The sequence below is a fragment of the Actinophytocola sp. genome (assembly GCF_045807065.1).
In the GTDB taxonomy this organism is placed as follows: domain Bacteria; phylum Actinomycetota; class Actinomycetes; order Mycobacteriales; family Pseudonocardiaceae; genus Actinophytocola.
In genome coordinates this window covers 1-19,325 of record NZ_JBJMIE010000628.1, presented here as the reverse complement: position 1 = coordinate 19,325, position 19,325 = coordinate 1, and the positions used below count along the sequence as shown (strand labels likewise).

General features: G+C 71.2%; 10 protein-coding genes. 2 read left to right on the top strand and 8 right to left on the bottom strand.

The window, feature by feature from the left end:
- Positions 1-90 precede the first annotated feature (90 nt).
- The 6 genes from ACJ73U_RS36565 to ACJ73U_RS36540 form a co-directional block, all read right to left on the bottom strand.
- On the bottom strand, positions 91-453 hold the full coding sequence (locus ACJ73U_RS36565) for a hypothetical protein (protein WP_407782330.1): 363 nt from the start codon (positions 451-453) through the stop codon (positions 91-93).
- Between the two features lie 54 nt (positions 454-507).
- Positions 508-858 (bottom strand): peptidoglycan-binding domain-containing protein, encoded by a 351-nt coding sequence (locus ACJ73U_RS36560; protein ID WP_407782329.1) that lies wholly within the window; start codon positions 856-858, stop codon positions 508-510.
- Positions 859-1,142: 284 nt separating this feature from the next.
- Positions 1,143-1,751, bottom strand: a complete 609-nt coding sequence (locus ACJ73U_RS36555; protein ID WP_407782328.1) for a hypothetical protein — start codon at positions 1,749-1,751, stop codon at positions 1,143-1,145.
- Between the two features lie 56 nt (positions 1,752-1,807).
- Positions 1,808-2,602: a hypothetical protein gene (locus ACJ73U_RS36550; RefSeq protein WP_407782327.1), complete on the bottom strand. Its 795-nt coding sequence runs from the start codon at positions 2,600-2,602 to the stop codon at positions 1,808-1,810.
- Positions 2,603-3,247: 645 nt separating this feature from the next.
- Positions 3,248-4,450: a cytochrome P450 gene (locus ACJ73U_RS36545; protein WP_407782326.1), complete on the bottom strand. Its 1,203-nt coding sequence runs from the start codon at positions 4,448-4,450 to the stop codon at positions 3,248-3,250.
- A gap of 3 nt (positions 4,451-4,453) precedes the next feature.
- Positions 4,454-5,461: a class I SAM-dependent methyltransferase gene (locus ACJ73U_RS36540; RefSeq protein WP_407782325.1), complete on the bottom strand. Its 1,008-nt coding sequence runs from the start codon at positions 5,459-5,461 to the stop codon at positions 4,454-4,456.
- A gap of 425 nt (positions 5,462-5,886) precedes the next feature.
- On the opposite strand from ACJ73U_RS36540, the gene ACJ73U_RS36535 reads away from it, so the two are divergent.
- On the top strand, positions 5,887-6,921 hold the full coding sequence (locus ACJ73U_RS36535) for a TauD/TfdA family dioxygenase (protein ID WP_407782324.1): 1,035 nt from the start codon (positions 5,887-5,889) through the stop codon (positions 6,919-6,921).
- Between the two features lie 33 nt (positions 6,922-6,954).
- Entirely contained in the window at positions 6,955-11,247 is a 4,293-nt protein-coding gene (locus ACJ73U_RS36530; protein WP_407782323.1) for an amino acid adenylation domain-containing protein, read from the top strand.
- Positions 11,248-11,278: 31 nt separating this feature from the next.
- Here the strand turns inward: ACJ73U_RS36530 and ACJ73U_RS36525 are convergent, their stop codons facing one another.
- Together ACJ73U_RS36525 and ACJ73U_RS36520 are read right to left on the bottom strand one after the other, a co-directional pair.
- The gene (locus ACJ73U_RS36525) at positions 11,279-17,710 is read right to left on the bottom strand and encodes an amino acid adenylation domain-containing protein (protein ID WP_407782322.1); all 6,432 of its coding nucleotides are present in this window, start codon (positions 17,708-17,710) and stop codon (positions 11,279-11,281) included.
- On the bottom strand, positions 17,707-19,325 hold a 1,619-nt coding region (locus tag ACJ73U_RS36520; protein WP_407782321.1), incomplete at its 5' end, for a condensation domain-containing protein. The genes ACJ73U_RS36525 and ACJ73U_RS36520, both read right to left, overlap by 4 nt.

Below are 19,325 nucleotides of genomic sequence, written 5' to 3'. Positions count from 1 at the left end.
TGCCGGCCCTCGGACCGGCGCGTCGAGTCCCGCGGGCCTTTGACGGAGTCAGTCCCCGCGGTCGTGCGGGTGTATGTCACATGGAGTGGCTCACTGTCCGCCGTCGTCGCCCGACGGGCCGGCGAGGTGGCCCACCTTGTCCGCTTCGGCACCAAGCCCCTCCTCCATCTGTTCGAGGTTGTCGGCGATCTGCGTCATCTCCTCGGCGCCCTCGCCCTCCTCGTCGGAACTGGAGTCGGAGTCGGAGTCGTCGCGGACCGCGATCTCCCTGCACTTGAACGCCAGCCAGGTGATCGCGCCGGACATGGCGACGAAGCCGCCGGTGACCATTGCCGCGCCCGCGTTGATCGTCGTGTTGCCGCTGCCCTCCTCGTTCTCGTTGGCCTGTGTACCAAGCACTATCGCCGCGACACCGCCTGCCATGGACAGCAGGCCGCCGATGAGAGTGGTCACAGGCGTCACCATCGACGTCTGGTCCTCTGGTGTGCACTTGCCCATCGGTCCTCCTCAGGCCTGTCCGGTCAGAACATCGACGTCGATGCCGCGGTCGCGCAGGAACTGGCGCATCCCGTCCTCGGTGGCCTCGTACTGGGCCAGCTCCGCCAGCCACGGGAGCTCCGACCAGTCCACCGTCAGCGATTCCGTGGTGGAGGCGGTGAGCTTGTCCCACGTCGTGTCGCCGACCACGCCGTCCGCGGTGAGCTGGTTGTCCTGCTGATACGAGCGCACCGCGGACTCGAGCACCTCACCGAAGACCCCGTCCACCCGGCCCGGACCGATGCCCTTGCTCTCGAGCACCTGCTGGAGGTAGGTCACCCACTCCCCCTCATCGCCTCGTTGCAGCCGCAAGTTGGCCATTCGCCGCCTCCGCAAAGTTGTCGGTTACTCACTGCCCTTCAGTTCTCGCACCCGACCACCCCTCGGCGCGACGCACGCAGGGGTGGCCGATCGGGCAGGGACACCGACCCGTCGACGGGCACCCCAGCACATCGGTGACGATGTCGCTTTCCGGCCCTTGATATTCTCCCCGCGTCGATCCCCTGACTGGTTTCGCTGACGTTGCAGGAGGTCCCATCCTCCAGCCTGACCAATCCGGGCAGATCAGGTTGATGGCCTTGATCCGTCCGGATTGGAGAGAAACATCAGACAGTCAGTTGAACCGCTTCCATGCCCAGACCCTGGCCCGTGGTGCCGGCCAGCGCGAACGAAGGGGTGGATGCGCAGCGCGAGCCCTGCCAGCCGATATTCTCTACATGGGCGTTGGCACACACCGTTCCCGAGCTGACGCTGATGTCCAGTGCCTCCATGCGAAGGCCGCGGCCGGTCGTGCCAACCATGACGTTGATGTTGTCTCCGGCGCACGTCACGGGCTGCCAGCCGATGTTCTCCACATGCGCCGCGGCACACACGCCGCCGACACCGGAAACGACGATGTCCAGCGCTTCCATGCGCAGACCCTGGCCGGTAGTCCCGGTTGTCACGCCATCACACACCGGCTGCTGCCAGCCGATGTTCTCAACGTGGGCGGCGTAACAGATATGGCGGTCACTCGCATTCGGATGCAGCACGGCTTCGCGCCTGACGGCGGCGACGAGTGCGGCCTGCCGGGAATTCGTGCTGCCGTACCCACCGCTGATGTGCGCGGTGCCGCCGGACGTCGCAAAAGCATTGGGCGTCACCAATGCGTACAGGCCGGTCATTGACATGATCAGGACAAACAGCGCCGCCATCCGGCGGACATTGCGAATCATGGGATTCCTTCCTTCCGTGAGTCACAGCGGTTATTCGGGCTCAGATCTCGTCGGCGTCAGGTACCCGAGGCGGAGGCCCAGTACAGGCCGGGGTCGCTGTCGCTGCCCTTCCACAAGGCGTAGAGCCGTCCGCCGAACACGGCCAGGGCGGGGCCTTCGCTGGTGCCGGAGCTGCTGAGCTGTTGTTGACTGGTCCAGGTCAGACCGTCGCTGGAGGCCCAGTACAGGGCGGGGTCGAGCCCGATGCCCTTCCACAAGGCGTAGAGCCGGCCGCCGAACACGGCCAGGGCGGGACCCGCGCTGGTGCCGACACTGACGATCTCCTGCTGACCGGTCCAGGTCGTACCATCGCTGGAGGCCCAGTACAGGCCGGGGTCACTGTTGCTGCCCTTCCACAAGGCGTAGAGCCGTCCGCCGAACACGGCCAGGGCGGGGGCTTCGCTGGTGCCGACCCTGAGGATCTCCTGCTGGTCGGTCCAGGTGCTGCCGTCACTGGAGGACCAGTACAGGCCGGTGTCCACACCGGTGCCCTTCCACATGGCATAGAGCCGCCCGTTGAACGCGGCCAGGGCCGGCGCGGCGCTGGTGCCGCGGTTGCTGATCTGTTGTTGACTGGTCCAGGTGGACCCGTCGCTGGACGCCCAGTACACCGCGGGGTCGTTCTGGCCGCCCTTCCACATGGCGTAGAGGCGCCCGTTGAACGCGGCCAGGCCGGGGCCTTCGCTGCTGCCGACGTTGCCGATCTTTTGCTGACCGGTCCAGGTCGTACCGTTGCTGGAGGACCAGTAGAGACCGGTGTCAAGGCCGGTGCCCTTCCACATCGCGTACAGCTGCCCCTTGAACTCCGTCAAAGCGGGGTCCGCACTGGTGCCGGAGCCGCTGATCGCTTGCTGACCTGTCCAGCTCAGTCCAGGACCTGGCTGCGCCGATGCCGTGCCGGATCCCGCGGAGAACACCAGAGCGCAAGCGCCGATGACCAGGGTGAATAATCTGTGCGAGAGTCTTGTCAACTTTTCGCTCCCATCAAGTGATCCTTTTGAAAGCACACGCCGGCTCAGCCGACGACGGTGGCGGGGACCCGCGGTCAGCCGCCGCAGGCGGGCACCGGGGCGACGTCGACAGCGGCGTCGATAACCTCGCCGGTCGTGTGGTTGACCGCGTGCGCGGTCATGTGCTGGTTGGTGCCCGGCTGGTTGGCGGTCGCGTGCTGCTCCCTGACCCCCGTGCCTCGGCGTTCCCGGTGACGACCAGGCCGAACAGACCGGCGACGACCATCGCCACCGCGAAGTGCTTGTACCGCAAGGAATCCTCCCCGCTCTCCATGATGCGTTTGTCTACGCCCATAGATAGGCCAGGGGGTTACGAGACGCGGAACGGGCGCCCCCACCTTGGCACCCTCTCGTGCCCGGCGTTCGGGCTTGCTCGACCTGAGCAGCCGCGCAACGGGCCGGCCGGCACACCAGCGTGCTCAGCGCCCTTGATCGGCGACCGGGCTGTTACCGGACGAGGACGGGCAGGCGCCTCAGGAACCTGAAGTTGATGCTCTCCAGCCATTCCGGCTCGGGTTCGGCGAGGGCGAGGTCGTCGAACCGGCTCAGCAGGACCGAGATCGCGATCTCTGCCTCGGTCAGTGCGAGTGCCGCACCGAGACAGTAGTGGATGCCATGCCCGAACGAGAGGTGGTCAGCGGCCTTGCGGGTCACGTCCAGCCGGTCGGGGTCGGGATAGTGTCGTTCGTCGCGATTGGCTGAGCCCAGTACCAGGGTCACGGACTGGCCCTGCCGTATGCGGTGGCCGGCCACCTCCATGTCGGTCAGCGCGATCCGGCTGGTGTACAGCACCGAGGCGTCGTACCGCAGGAACTCGTGGGCCGCGTTCGCCGTCAGCTGGGGCCGCTCCCGCAGCAACCGCAACTGGTCCGGGTGCCGGAGGAGGGCGAGAACGCTGTTGGCGATCAGATGCGTTGTGGTGGCTTGGCCGGCGTCCACCAGCAGCAGGAAGTTCGCGAAGACCTCGTCCTCGGACACGGACTCGGCCCGCACCTGGTCACCGACGACCTCGCTGAACCGACCGGGGATCGTCCCTGCCGCGCGCTGGGCCCTGCCACCGTCGAACACCTCGCGCAGGGCGTGGATCCGAGGCATCTGGCGGGTGGACTGCGTGAAGAACTCGTGCATCAGGCCCTGCCAGTTCTCCAGCAGGTACGCCGACTCGGCAGGTATCCCGGCGAGCTCCGCGATCGCGCCACGGGTCAGTGGCTCGGAGTAGTCGGCGATCACGTCGAACCGGTCCCGGTCAGCCACCCGGTCGAGCAGGGCGTTGGCGAGGTTCTCGATCATCGGCCGGATGTCCCGGATGAACCGGGGCGCGAGGGCCGGCCTGATCAGCTTGCGCAGCACGGTGTGCCGGGGCGGTTCGTTGAACAGCATCATGTCGGAGAGGATGTCGCTCAGCTCTCGCAGGTCACGCTCGACGCCGGACGGGAGCCGCTGGTGGAACTCGGAGATCCGATCGCCGGACAGCCGGGTGTCCTTGCTCAGCCGGGACACGTTCTCGTAGTCCAGCACGACCCAGCTGCGCATCCCCTCGTCCCAGAAGGTGTCGTGCCGCCCGCGCAGGAGGCGTAGGAGCGGGTAGGGATCCGGCAGCCATTCCGGCCGCAGGATGTCGAGCAGGCCGAGGGTTGTCACCGGGCGCACCGGTCACCTCGACGGTTGGAGCTCGAAGATCACTTCGCCGACCGTCAGGTCGATCGGGTAGGTCGCGCGTACCGACCAACCGCCCGCCTCGAACACCGACTCCCAGTCCTGAACCGTTGGCAGGTAGACACCCATCAGGTCGTGGGCCAACTCGAACCCGAGCGTGAACACCGGGAGCTCGGTGTCCGGGATGCCGCTGGTCCGGGTGGCGTCGCCCAGCAGGAACCGGCGGGCTTTCGGGAACATCCGACGCAACAGGCGCAGCGTGTCGACGCATCGCTCCTTCGGCCAGAAGTCATGTCCCATCATGAAACACGTGATCAGTTCGACCTCGTTGAACTCCGGCCTCGGCGCCAACCGCAGGACGTCGGCCCGCAGGAAGGTCACCCGGTCGGCGAGACCCGTCCGGTCGGCCTCCCGCTGGGCCATGTCCACCGCGGAGGCGGCGATGTCCACACCGATTCCCCTCGTGCCGGGATACCGCCGCAGCACGTCCATCACCCGCTCGCCGCTACCCGAACCCAGGTCGGCGACAACCCGGAACTCGCAACCCAGTCCGGCCATCGCCTTCTGGAACGACGGCTCGTAGCACAGGGTGTTGATCTCGCGGCACGCGTACGCGATCGCCGCGCCGTCGCGCTGATAGAAGTCCCCGGTTCGGTTGGCCGTACGGATCACCGTGGGCAGGTCGCGGAACAGCTCCGCGCTTCCCCGTGCCAGCCAGTGGAAGAAGGAACGGTTGCGATGTATCTCGGCAAAGTTGGGCCCGGCGCTGACGCGGGCGCCGTCCCGATCCACCACACCGACCGCGGCGAGGGCGCGGCACAGCCCCAGTGTCGACTGTTCGTCCAGGCCGTTGTCGATCGCGAACCGCCGTGCGTCGAGCGCACCGGACCGGTGCAACTCGTCCATCGCCCCGAGCTCCCAGGCCGCGGCGATCGCGAAGGCGGCGACCGCGGAGTTGAAGATCCGCGCGGCTTCGCTCCGGGCCGTCGGCGGGCTGATGCTCATCGGATGTCCTCCACCGTCGGGGCACGCTGTCGCCCAACCAACCGCCCGCCGCACGCGGGTCGTCTTGTTCCCGCCGGAAGGGTCGAGCCAGCAGGGCTCGGTTTCGTGGCGCGTCGAAGCCGATCGCGGCGAAGTCGCCGCACCGGCTCCCTCGCCGTGGCCACCATCGCCGGTCCGCTGTCGGCTGGCATGTCCCCAAAAGTCGGTACCACGGGCCGCCGAACACGTCCCCCGGAACGAGGCCCAGGTGGGCGGCGGTCAGCCCGCGTCAGGGATTCGGCCCGATCAGACTGCCGACGATCGATCACTCCCGAGCCGTGTGGTTCCCCGGTCGCAGCGCGTCCCGACTTCATGGGACACCGTTGGACGGGCGGACGTCCCTACAGTCGCCACCAGGTGCGACACACTTGAGGAGAACCCGTTCCATGCACACCTCCCCCGGCGACGCGGCACTCGCGGACCTGGACATCGAACTGTCCACCGGGCGGCCGGCGATCGCCGTCGCGCACGGCGTGTCCGGACGCCAAGCCATGCGCGAGTGGCTGGCCGGACACCGGGACGCGATCCGGGCCGGGCTGCACCGGTTCGGCAGCCTGCTGGTCCGCGGCCTTCCGATGTCCGATGTGGACGACTTCGCGACGGCGCGGGACGAGCTGCTCGACGGCCACCTGCAGTACCGGGAGCGGTCGACCCCGCGCAGTGAGCTGAGCGAGGGCGTGTACACGTCCACCGACATGCCCGCACGGCACCCGATCCGGCTGCACAACGAGAGCAGCTACGTCGTGCGGTTCCCGGGCATCCTGCTGTTCGGCTGTGCCGTCGCCCCAACAGAAGCGGGTGCGACCACCGTCGGCGACAGCCGGGAGGTGCTGGCCCGGCTGGATCCTGAACTGGTCGGCCGGTTCCGCACGCGCGGCTGGACCCTGCGGCGCAACTACCATCCGAGCCTGAGCTTGTCCTGGTCGAACGCCTTCGGCACGGACGACCGCGCGGAGCTGGCCGAGATCCTCCACAACGGCCGCATCGCCTGGGAGTGGCAGCCCGACGGCAGCCTGCGAACCAGCCAGCGGCGGGCGGCCGTGCTCCGGCACCCCGACACCGGCGAGGAGACCTGGTTCAACCACGTGGCCTTCTGGAACCGGCACACGATGAACCCGGACATACGGGAAGCGCTCCTGGAGAGCTACGGCGAGCACGGACTGCCGTACGACACGTGCTACGGCGACGGAGAACCGGTCACGCAGGCGGAGGCCGAGCACCTCAACGCGGTGTACGACGAGGTCGAGCGGCGCGAGACCTACCGGGCGGGCGACCTCCTCCTGGTGGACAACATGTTGTCCTGCCACGGCAGGGAGCCCTATCGCGGGGACCGCAAGATCCTGGTGGCCATGGGCGAACCGCGTGACGTCCTCGACTGCGCACCCGACGTGCTGCCCGCGCCGGGACCGATGCCCGGCTGACCCATCATCCAGGACCAGCGAAGCAGGGATCTCGTGACCAACCTCGACGACGTCGTGGCCGCACCACCCGCTGTCCCGGCCACCCCTGCCCAACGGCGGCTCGCCGGGTTGATCCAGTCGGACGGACCCGAGCCGTACCGGACACTCTGCCGCGTGGCCGTGCCCGGCGGTCTTGACGAGGCCGGGTTGCGTGCCCGAGCCGAGCCGATCATCGCGGCCCTGCCGCAGGACGCCTCGGGCGGGCACGCCGAGCTGACGGTGGCCGATGGGGTTCTCACGCTCGAGCTGCCCGCGGGCCGAGCCGACGAAACCACGGCCGAGGCCCTCGTGAAGGAGTTCCTCGGCGTGGAAAGCCCGCGGACCGATGTGCTGCCGTACCGGGCCGCCGCCCAGTGGTGGGACCGGCTGGCCACGGCACCGGACGCCGTTGGGGTGCGCGAGTTCTGGCGGGCCCGCGCCGAGGGCTGGGACTCCCCCCTACCATCTGTCCTTTGTGGGCAGATGGTAGGCACCGGTGGTTTCACCGTGCGCGGTGTCGTGGCCGATCTCGACGCCGGGCTGGTGGACCGCCTGCGTGCCGGGCAGTCCGTGCGGGCCTGGTTGGTGACGGCGTGGCAGGTGCTGCTGCGACGGCAGACCGGTGTGACCGGTCTCGTCCTCGGGGTCGCCACGGACCTGCGCAGGCATGACGAGCTGCGCGACTGCCGCGGGCCGTTGACCGCCTACCTTCCGATGCGGGCCGACACGCCACTCGACGCCCCCATCACCGACCATGTCCAGGACGCCGCCAGGCAACTGCGCGAAGGTGGCGAACGAGCCGAGTGGTTCGACTGGCCCCCGGGCAGTGCCGACGGGTTCTCCTTCGGGTTCGCCCACCGCGTGCTGCCCAGCTGGACGACCCCTTCGGGGCCCGCGGTGGTCCAGGAGTCGGACGCGCGGGGTGATAGGTTCGCACTCCGGCTGATCTGCCAGGAGCACGCGCACGGGCTGCGCCTGCGGCTGGAGTACGACCCCCGGCTGGTGGCCACCGAGATGGCCGAGGACCTCCTGGCCGAGTTCCCGGCCCTGCTCGACGACGGGCTGTCCGACCCGGCGCGGCCCGCCACGATGCCGAAGCTGGTGACTCCGGGGATCCGCGACCGGTTGCTGGCGTGGGGGTCGGGGCCCGTCACGCACCTGCCGGACGGCGGCCTGGCCGCCATGGTCCGCGCGACCGCCGAACAGCACCCGGAGGTGGTCGCCGTCCGCGACGCCGGGCAGAGCCTGACCTACCGGGAGCTGGTGGCCAGGATGGACGAGGTCGCCGGTCACCTCGCGGACCGGGGGGTCGATCCAGAAGAACCGGTCGCGGTGCACCTGCACCCGGGCGTGGACCTGCTGGTCACGCTGCTCGGCGTGTTGGCGGCCGGCGCCGCCTACGTGTGTCTCGACCCCGGCCAGCCTGCCGACCGGACAGCACGGCTCGCCGCAGCCGCGTCGGCACGGCTGGTGATCACCGACGGTGACGTACCGGCGGGGCTGACTCCCGTGCCGATCGACTCGGGGCCCGTACGGCGGGCGGCCACGCCGGTGCACCTCGACGCGTTGGCGTACGTGCTGTACACGTCCGGCTCGACCGGTGCGCCCAAGGGCGTTCGCGTCACCCATCGTGGCCTGGTCAACTACCTCACCGGCATCGCCGACGACTGGCCACGGGCCGCGGTGAGCCTGGTGTCGACCTCCGCGGCGTTCGACCTGACCCTGCCCAGCCTGTACCTGCCTCTGCTGTCCGGTGGGACTGTCGTGTTCGGTCAGGCGGACCCGGCCACGCTCACCGACGACCTCGCGCACCCGTACACCCTGGCCCGCGCCACCCCCACCCACCTGCGTGCGGTGCTGGCGGAGCTGGAAACCGGTGACGGTCGCCGGCTCGCCACCCGCCGGATCGCGGTCGGTGGCGAGCCGCTGCCCGCCGCGCTCGCCGCGCGCTGGGCGAAAGCCGCGCCGTCGACCACGTTGCTCAACTACTACGGCCCGACCGAGACGGTGGGCGCGCGGGTGCGTGGCCCCGTCGACCCGGACTCGGCCGGGCCGACCGGGACGATTCCGCTGGGCACGCCGATCGCGAACACGACGTTGGTGGTGCTGGGACCGGACTTCGAGCTCTGCCCGCTCGGCGCCGTCGGCGAGCTGTACATCGGCGGCACCGGCCTGGCCCGCGGCTATACCGGCCCGTCCGCCGAGACCGCGGACCGGTTCGTGCCGGATCCGTGGGGCCCCGCCGGTGCCCGGCTCTACCGGACCGGCGACCTGGTGCGCTGGCTGCCCGGCAGGCGTCTGGAGTTCGTCGGCAGAGCCGACGACCAGGTCAAGGTCCGCGGGTATCGGATCGAGCCGGCCGAGGTCGCCATCGTGCTGGCCGGGCATCCCGCGGTCACCGACGCCGTGGTGGTCGGCGCGCCGGACGGTGCCGGGGACATCCGGCTGGTCGCCTACGCGGTCGCCGAGGCCGGACCGGTGTCCACCGAGGACCTCCGCGCGTACCTCGGCGAGCGGTTGCCGGCGTACATGTTGCCCGCGGCACTCGTCTGGCTGGACACGCTTCCGGTGGGACCCAACGGGAAGCTGGACCGATCAGCGTTGCCGGAGCCCGGCGGGCAACGACCGCACCAGTCCGTCGCCCACGTGGCGCCGCGCGACGACACCGAGCAGGTGCTGGCCGATGTGTGGGCCGAGACGCTCGGCCTGGAGCGGGTCGGCGTGCACGACAACTTCTACGCCATCGGCGGCGACTCGATCCTGAGCATCCTCGTCGCGTCCCGTGCGGCCAAACGCGGGCTCAAGGTGTCGTTGCGGGACTTCTTCCGGCACCCGACCATCGCGGAGATGGCCCCGCACGTGCGGCCGGCAGGGGCGGTGACCGGAACCGGCGTGGCGGGTCACGGGCTCACCCCGGTCCAGCACTGGTTCTTCGAGCAGGACCTGCCACACCCCGGGCACTGGAACCAGGGGTGGCTGCTCGGCCTGGACACCGCGCCCGACCACGGCGCTCTCTCGGTGGCGGTGGCGGCCGTCGCCGGGCACCATCCGGCGTTCACCAGCCGGTTCCATGCCGACCCGGCGGCGCCAGGCGGATGGCGCCCCGAACGCTGCGACGTCGCCGTGCGCCTGGAACGCGCTGTCCTGCCTGCCGAGGGCTGGCCGTCGGCGCTCGCCGAGACCCTCGCCGGTCTCCAGGAGTTCGACGTGTCCACGGGCCCGCTGCTGCGGGTGGCGTTGATCGACGGTGGCCCGGGCCTGGTCCGGCTGGCCGTGATCGCCCACCACCTCGTCATCGACGCGGTGTCGTGGCAGATCTTCTTCGAGGACCTGCAGATGGCCTACCGCCAGGCACGTGCGGGCGGCCCGGTCTCCCTGCCGCCGACGACCACGGCGCCCGGCGAATGGGCGGCAGCCCTCGCGACCGCCACCGGCCGGGCGGCGGCGGACCTGGACCACTGGGTCGCGCAGAGCCCGGCCGACCTGCGGGACCTGCCGGTCGACCACGACGCGGGCGAGCCGCGACAGGGAGACCGGCGCGTGGTCGAGGTCGTGCTGGACGCCGAGCGCACCACGTGCCTGCTACGCAGCATGCCGCGCGACGTCCGGGTCGACTACGCGATCACCACCGCGGTCGCGCTGGCGATCGCCGACTGGACCGGACAGCGGTCGGTCCACCTGACGGTGGAGGGCCAGGGCCGCGCGCAGGATCTCGTACCGGGGGCGGACCTCTACCGTTCGGTCGGCTGGTTCACCGCACTCGCCCCGATGCTGGTCCAGTTGCCCGGCGGCGACCCGGTCGAGGCCCTTCGGTCGGTCCGCCAGCAGTTCCATGAACTGCCGCACGACGGGCTGAGCTACGGCGTTCTCCGGTATCTCGACCCGGTACACGGTCCCCGGCTGGCCGCCCGCCCGCAACCGCGGATCTCGGTGAACTACGTCGGCCAGACCGGCGGCGGGGCCCGAACCACCACCGACGGGCTGGCGTTCGCCCCCGCACCCGAACAGCTCCCGCCCTTGCTGCACCCCGGTGCACCGGCACCCCGGCTCTGGATCGTCAACGCCGTGGTCCGCGACGACCGCCTGTACGTCGTGGTCGACTACGCGGGTCTGCACTATGAGCCCGAGACCGCACACCGGGTCGCGGACGGGATCCTGACGCACCTCCGCCGTCTGGTCGACGCGTGGTCACGGGACGGTGGCCGATCACTGGCTCCGGCCGGTCCCCCGCCGGTCGGCACCGACCAGCGGGCCCTCGCTCCCGCCTTGGTCCAGGCACTGGCCCGCGCGCCCCGCCGGAAAGGCTGACAAGCCGTACCGGCCGACTCGGGACAGGCGCTCACTCGGCGGCGAGCTGGTCGTGGGCGCGCAGCATGGCCAGCACCTGGTCCATGGTCGCCTCGTCGACCGCTCCGCCGGCGGACGCGGCCGGGTCGGGCCGAGGGCTCGTGCCGTCCTCGACGTCCTCGACGGCGACCGCCGCCAGCTCGGCAACGGTCTGCTGGTCGAAGAACTGCCTCGGGCTGATCCGGATACCGGCCTTCGCCGCCCGGGACACCACGAGCAAGCTCATGATCGAGTCACCGCCGAGCTGGAAGAAGTTGTCGTGGACGCCGACCGTCTCGACATCCAGCACCGCCGACCACAGGCCGCACAGCACCTCCTCGGTCCGGCTGGCAGGTGCGGCGTAGGCGGGCGCCTGGTCCGACCGCCACGTGTCCGGCACCGGCAGCGCGGCCCGGTCGAACTTGCCCGCGGCGTTCACCGGCAGGGCCGCGAGCGGCACGAACCTGGCAGGCACGAGGTAGTCGGGCAGCCGGGCGGCGAGATGGCCGCGCAGCTCCGACTCCGCCGGTGTTCCGGCAGTGACCAGATAGGCGACCAGCCTGCCCTCGACGACGGTCACCACTGCCTCGGTCACCGCGGGGTGGGCCGCCAGGGCCGCCTCGATCTCGGCGGGCTCGATCCGCAGCCCGCGCAGCTTCACCTGGAAGTCCGACCGGCCCAGGTACTCCACCGCGCCGTCCGGTAGCCACCGGGCCACGTCGCCGGTGCGGTACATCCGGCTGCCGGGTGGGCCGGACGGGTCCGGCACGAACCTGTCCGCGGTGAGCCCCGGACTGCCGGCGTAGCCGCGGGCCACCTGCACCCCGCCCAGGTACAGCCCGCCCTTGGCGCCGATGGGCACCCGGTCGCCTGCCGGGCCGAGGATCTCGACGCGGACGTTGTCCATCGGCCGGCCGATGGGCACCACGGCGGACGGCTCGCACCGGTGCCACGTCACCTCGATGGCCGCTTCGGTGGGCCCGTAGAAGTTGTGGAGATCCACCGCGGGCAGCTGGAGCCGGCACCGTTCGACCAGCCGCGGTGACAGCTGTTCGCCCGAACAGGCGACCGTGCGCAACGCGCCAGGCGGTCGGCCCGCCTCGGCCACCACGTCCAGGAACGGACCCAGCATCGACGGTACGAAGTGGACGAGCCCGACGCCCTCCTGGTCGAGGATCTCCCACAGCAACCGAGGATCGCGCTGGGTGTCCGGCGGCGCGACGACCAGCTCGGCACCGGACGACAATGGCCAGAACAACTCCCACACCGAGACGTCGAAGCCGAACGGGGTCTTGTGCAGCACGCGGTCACCCGCGCCGATCGGCAGCACTCGCTGCAGCCACCGCAGCCGGTTGACCACGGAACGGTGGCTCACCTGGACACCCTTCGGGCGCCCGGTCGATCCGGAGGTGTGGATCACGTACGCCAACGCGTCGGCCGGGATCCGCGGCGTGCCGGCCGGCCGGCCTCGCTCGGTGACATCGACGATCCGGGTCGCGATACCGGTGAGCAGGGCCGCCGGGCCGATCACCACCTCGGCACCGGCGTCCTGGACCAGCAGGCGGAGCCGTTCGGCGGGATGGTCGAGGCTCAACGGCAGATACGCCGCCCCGGCCGCCACCACCGCGTGCAACGCGATCACCATGCTCGCGCCGCGTGGCAGGCACACGCCCACCACTGACTCCACGCCCACGCCGAGCTCCCGCAGCCGGCCGGCCAACCCGGCCACCTCCGCGTGGAATTCCCGGTAGGTCAGCGACCTGCCGTCCCACCGCAGCGCCGGGGCGTCGGGCGAGGCCGCGACCTGCGCCGCGACGAGATCCGGCAGGGTCTCGGGCTGCCGCAGGGCTACCGGCCCGGTCGTCCACCGCTCGATCTGCCGGCGTTCACGGTCCGGGACCTGGTGCATGGTGCCGATCCACCGGCGCGGGTCGGCCGCCGCCGAGCCGAGCAGCATGGACAGCTGTTCGCCCAGCCGCCGCGCGGTGTCCGGGTCGTACAGGTCGCTCGCGTACTCGACCACCACGTCCCAGCGGCCGGCCTGGTCGGTCACGTACACGTGCAGGTCGAACTTGGCGGTCGCGGTGAACGGCGCGGGATGGGCGACCGCGGTGCGGTCCCCCGCGGTGTGCCACTCGGCGGGGGTGCCCTGCATGGTCAGCATGACCTGGAAGATCGGGTGGTGCGCGAGGCTGCGCCGAGGTTGCACCCGCTGGATGAGCGTCTCGAACGGAAGGTCCGCGTGCGTGTAGGCGTCCAGGCACACCTGGCGAGCGCGGCGCAGAGCGGCCAGGAAGTCCGGTCGGCCGGACAGGTCGAGCCGCAGGGGGACGGTGTTGACGAACAGCCCGACCACATCCCGGACCTGGGGGTGCTCCCGGCCGGACACCGGGACCCCGATCACCAGGTCGTCCTGGTCCGCCCAGTTGCCGAGCAGCACGCCCAACGCCGTCACGAGCACCATGAACGGCGTCGCCTGCTCGGCCTTGGCGAACCGCCGCACGGCCGCGACCACATCCGGCGGGATCACGAACTCGTGCTTGCCGCCACGGTAGGACTGGCGAGCCGGGCGGGGCCGGGTGGGCGGGAAGGTGCTCAGTTCGGGAGCGCCGGCCAGGCGGCTGGTCCAGTGGGTCACCAGCGCGTCCTGCCGCTCGCCGGTCAGCCCGGCGCGTTGCCACACGGCGTAGTCCGCGTACTGGACCGGCAGGTCCGGCAGTTCGGCCGGGCGGTCGGCGGACGCTGCCAGGACCAGCTCCACCAGGTCACGCACGAGCACGTCGTTCGACCACGCGTCGGTGACCGCGTGGTGCAGGACGAGCGACAGCACGAGCTCGCCGGGGGCGAGCCGTACCGCGCGGATCGTCGCCAACGGCGGCGCTCCGAGCGGCACGCCCCGGCGTGCGTCCTCGGTGAGCAGCTCGCGGACCCGGTGCTCCCGCGGTTCGTCCGGGACCGTCGAGAGGTCCACGATGACGAGCGGGTCGGGTACCGAGTCGGCGATCACCTGGACCGGCAGGCCGTCGCGCACCTCGACACCGGTCCGGAGCACCTCGTGGCGGGCGAGCAACCGGCCGACGGCGGCACGCAGGTCCTCGTCGGAGATCAGCACGAACAGCTTCACCGCGAGCGGGACCGCGTACAGCGCCGGTGACTCGGCGAGCTGGTCGATCACCCACATCCGCTCCTGGGCGAACGAGGCGGGCACGGTCGTGGACCGGTCGGCACGTGGTATCGGCGACAACGGCTCGGTCGCCAGGCCCTCCCGCAAGGCCGCCCGTACGGTGCCCGCGATCCCCGCCAGGGTCGGGGACTCCAGCAGGTCGGCCAGGGACAGCCGCACGTCGCACGCGGCGCGCACGTGGTTGAGCAGGCTGATCGCGAGCAGCGAGTTGCCACCGGCGTCGAAGAAGTCCTCGTGTGCGTCGATCCGTTCGCGACCCAGCACCTGCTGCCAGATACCAGCGATCACGGACTCCACCGGTGCGCCGCCCATCGGATCGGGCTCGCCGCGAGGCACGGACACCGCGTCGGTGCCGGACCCGGGGGCGGGCAGGGCCGCACGGTCGAGTTTGCCGTGGGCGGTCACCGGCAGCTCGTCCAGCCACACCACGTGGTCGGGCACCATGTAGCCGGGTAGCCGACCGGCGGCGAACCGCCGCAGGTCGGCCGCGGGGACGTGGTTGTGCTCCGCGACCACGTACGCCACCAGGCGGCGGTCCGGTCCGGCGGCGCCGGACGTGCCGACGACCGCGGTCCGTACCGCGGGATGCGTGGCGAGGGCGGCTTCGATCTCTGCTGGTTCGATCCGGAAGCCCCGGATCTTGACCTGGTGGTCGGACCTGCCGAGGAACTCCAGGGTGCCGTCCGGCCGCCAGCGCACGACGTCGCCGGTGCGGTAGCACCGTGTTCCCGGTTCGCCGAACGGGTCCGGGACGAACCGGTCCGAGGTCAACCCCGGCCGGCCGACATAGCCACGCCCCACCCCGACACCACCCAGGTGGAGGTCTCCCGGTACGCCCGCCGGGGCCATTTCCAGATCGCCGGTGAGCACGTACGCGCGCATGTTGTCGACGGGTGTCCCGATGGTGGCGATCGCTCCCGCCGACGGCGCGGGCGGCGCGGCGATCACCGCGTGGCACTGGTCGTCGCTGCATTCCGTCACGCCGTAGGTGTTCAGCATCGGGATACCCGGGTGCGCGGTGAACCACCGGTGCACCAGCTCCGCGGGCAAGGCATCGCCGGTCGGCACCAGCCAGCGCAGCCCGGTGAGCATGCGGGTCGCGGCCGCACTCGCCAGCAGCAGTGCGATGGTGGACGGCACCGCCTGCAGGACCGTGACTCCGCCGTCGGCCAGGTCGGCAGCGAGGCATTCGGGGTCGGTCAGCACGTCGTCGGGCACCACGTGGACCCGCCCACCCAGCAGCATCGGCGCGCAGCACTGCCAGACGACCACGTCGAACGTCGCGGGCCCGTTCTGGGCGAGCACGTCACCCGGTCCCATCCCGAGGTCGCCGATCTTGGCGAGGACGTGGTTGGCCAGGCCGTCGTGGGTGACCATCACGCCTTTCGGCACACCGGTCGTGCCGGAGGTGAAGATGATGTAGGCCAGGCCGGCTGGCCGGTAACGACGTTCGAGCGGGTCACCGGACAGGTGCTGGTGCGCCGCCGGTGCGATGTCCACGGCGGGCACGCGAGAGTTCAGCACCGCGCGGCCCGCCGTGTCCGTGAGCACCAGGCGGCAGGCGCTCTGGTCGAGGACGTGGCCGATCCGGTCGGCCGGATGGGCCGGGTCCACCGGGACGAAGGCCGCGCCCGCCCGCCACACCGCCTGTACGGCGACGACGAAGTCCACGCCCCGGCTCGCCGCGATGCCGATCGTCGTCTCGGGTCCGGCGCCAGCCGCGCCCAGGGCGCGGGCCAGCTGGTTCGCCCTGATGTCCAGCTCCCGGTACGTCAGCCGTTCGGTCCCGCTGCTGACCGCGACGGTGTCCGGGGTGCGTGCCGCCTGTTCCTCGATCCGGGCCGGGACACAGCCCGCGGCCGTGTCCGCCACGGGCGCGGGCACACCGCGGCCGAGGGCGAGCAGGGTGGCCCGCTCCCCACCGGCCACGAGCGGCAGGGCGGCGACCGGCCGGTCGGGGTCCTCCCCCGCCGCCGTCAACAGTGTGCGGACGTGGCGGGCCAGCCGGGTCGCGGTGTCGTGGTCGAACAAGTCGGTGCTGTACTGCACCCGCAGCTCCAGCCCGGCCGCATGCTCGACCGCCGACAGCGACAGGTCGAACTGGGTCCAGCCGGTGGCCGCCGGGCGCAGGGCGGAAACCTGGACGTCCCCGAACGACGGCGGGTCGGCGCTGGTGGTCTGCAGGGTGAGCATCACCTGGAACACCGGCTGGTGGGCGGTGGTCCGGCGCGGCTGGACCAGGTCCACCACCCGCTCGAACGGCAGGTCCTGGTGGGCGTACGCCGCCAGGCACATGTCCCTGGTACGCCGCACGAGGTTCCGGAAGGTGGGCTGCCCGGACAGGTCGGTCCGCAGCACCAGCGTGTTGACGAAGAAGCCGACCACGTCGTCGAAGTCGCTGTCGCCCCGGTCGGCGACAGACGTACCGATCACGATGTCGCGCTCGCCGCTGTAGCGGCCCAGTACCGCGGCGAAACCGGCCAGCAGCACCATGAAGGTCGTCGCGCCCTCGGCTCGCGCGAGCGCCCGCAGGTCCCCGGCGGCGGCATCGGACATCGTGTCCATGGTCCACGCGCCCCGGAAGCTCTGGACGGCGGGCCGGGGCCGGTCGGCGGGCAGGGCGATCACCTCCGGTGCCCCGGCCAGCCGGTCACGCCAGAACCGTTCCAGGACGCTGCGCCGCGCGCCGCGCAGCCTGCGCCGCTGCAGCGTCGCGTAGTCGCCGTACCCGCGTCGGGACGCGGGCGGGTCAGGGGCCTTCCCGGTCACGGCGGACTCGTAGAAGGTGGCGATGTCCCCCAGGAAGAGCCCGGCGGACCACTCGTCGTAGACGATGTGGTGGATGCACAGGTTCAGTGCGTGCCTGCGCTGCGCCAGCCGAACGAGGCGAGCCCTCAGCAACGGTGGCACCGCCAGGTCGAACGCTACCGCGGAGTCCTCGCCGAACAGCCGCCACATCTGCGCCGCTGCCTCGTCTGCGCCCAGTTCGCGCAGATCGTCGTACTCGACCGGTACCGACACGGTCGGCCGCACCACCTGGACCGGAACGCCCTTCAGCGTGCTGAAACCCGTACGCAGCGCGCCGTGCCGGTTCACGGCGGCCGCCACGGCACCACGTAGTGCCTCGACGTCGAGGTCACCCTCGAGGCTCAGTGTCGTCGTCCCGTTGTACGACGTTCCCCGGCCTTCGAGCTGGTCGACGATCCACAACCGCTCCTGCGCGTGGGAGGTGACGTACACCGCTGGGCTGTCGGTGCTCATGCGTGCTCCGGGAACGATGTCGGGGTGAAGGGGTGCGGTTCTGCCGCGGTGAGGCACATCTCGATCTGCCGGGCCACCGCCGGAACGGCCGGCCCGCTCACGAGCCCCATGTGCGTGTCCGCGTCCGTGACCTCGACCCGCAGCTCACCGATGGGCAGCGCGGCCCATTCGGCGGTGATGTCCCGGCCGGTGTCCCCGCGCTTGCGGAAGAGGGTGACCGGTCCCGGGTAGGAGGGGTCGCGATAGCCCGCGAAGGCACGTGCGTTGTGCTCCAGTCCGCCGGCCAGCCGCTCGAACTGGTCGAGCGTGAAGTTCGGCGGGACGTCACCCGCCCGGGTGCCTGCCGCGAGCGTCGCGGCCAGCTGTCCCGGACGGTCCAGTTCGGACAGTTCGGCGTGGGACGGCGCGAAGGGCAGCCACCGGGACAGCACGGTGGCGAGGTCCGGGTCCGGGTCGACGTCCCCGAACGGCGCGGTGTCCAGCAACACCACCGCGCCCACCGGACGCCCCAGCGTGGCCAGCTGGTCGGCCACGGCGACGGCAAGGCGGCCCGCGGCGGAGAAGCCGCACAGGTGGTAGGGCCCGCCGGGGTGGCAGGCGATGATCTCCTGGGCGTACCGGGCGGCCAGCTGGCGCAGGGTTCGCGGCCCGGGGTCGGCGCCGCCCCGGAAGACCCCGTCGGACTGCACGCCGTACACCGGCCGCAGGTCGCGCAACTCGCGGGCCAGGTGGAAGTACAGGACCAGTTCCCCGACGACCGCGTGCATGAAGAACAGCGGCGGCCGGTCGTGGACGGACGGTGGGCTGACCGCGAGCGTCACCACGGTCCTGGCCTTCTGGCCGGTGCCGGTCCCGCGCAACGCGGTGGCCAGGGTCTCGACGGTCGGATGGCGCATGAGGGTCGCGAGCGGGACCCGGTGGCCGCAACGCCGCCCCAGCAGGTCGATGACCAGCATGCCTGCCATCGAGTTGCCACCGAGTGCGAAGAAGTCGTCGGTCGCGCCGACCGGGTCCACCCCCAACACCTCCGACCACGTCTGCGCGACGTCGCGTTCCCACTGGTCGCGAGGGGGGACGAACCGTCCCGGCCCGCTCGCCTGCCGGGTGGCCAGCGGTCGGGTGCCGGTCGGCAGGTCCAGGCCCGTTCGTTCGATCGGGGCGTCCGGGGCGTCCCCACCCGCGGCGAGCAGGTCGTCGAGGTGGCCGGTGACCGTGTGGATGGTCGCCTCGTCGAACAGGTCGCTGTTGTACTCGACGCTGAGGTACCAGTTCGGCTCGGATTCCGTGACGTACAGCGAGAGGTCGAACTTCGCGGTGCCCACGTCGGAACCCGACACGGGTTCGGTGAGGATGCCCGGGAGCGTCAGGTCTTCGCGCGGGAAGTTGCCGACGCCGAAGTTGACCTGGAACACCGGGTTGTAGGCGGGATCCCGCCGTGGCTTGAGGACATCCACGAGCCGCTCGAACGGGAGGTCCGCGTGTTCCTGTGCGCCGAGGACGACCTCGCGCGCCTGCCGGACGAGCTCGCGCAGCGTCGTCACGGGTGGGACGGCCAGCCGGAGCACGATGGTGTTGACGAACGGCCCGACGACGCCCTCCAGGTCGGGGTGGGTGC

Excerpts from the sequence above, each read along its gene's own strand:
- ACJ73U_RS36560 (WP_407782329.1), bottom strand. The coding sequence starts at position 858 with ATGGCCAACTTGCGGCTGCAACGAGGCGATGAGGGGGAGTGGGTGACC.
- ACJ73U_RS36555 (WP_407782328.1), bottom strand. The coding sequence starts at position 1,751 with ATGATTCGCAATGTCCGCCGGATGGCGGCGCTGTTTGTCCTGATCATG.
- ACJ73U_RS36540 (WP_407782325.1), bottom strand. The coding sequence starts at position 5,461 with ATGAGCATCAGCCCGCCGACGGCCCGGAGCGAAGCCGCGCGGATCTTC.
- ACJ73U_RS36535 (WP_407782324.1), top strand. The coding sequence starts at position 5,887 with ATGCACACCTCCCCCGGCGACGCGGCACTCGCGGACCTGGACATCGAA.
- ACJ73U_RS36525 (WP_407782322.1), bottom strand. The coding sequence starts at position 17,710 with ATGAGCACCGACAGCCCAGCGGTGTACGTCACCTCCCACGCGCAGGAG.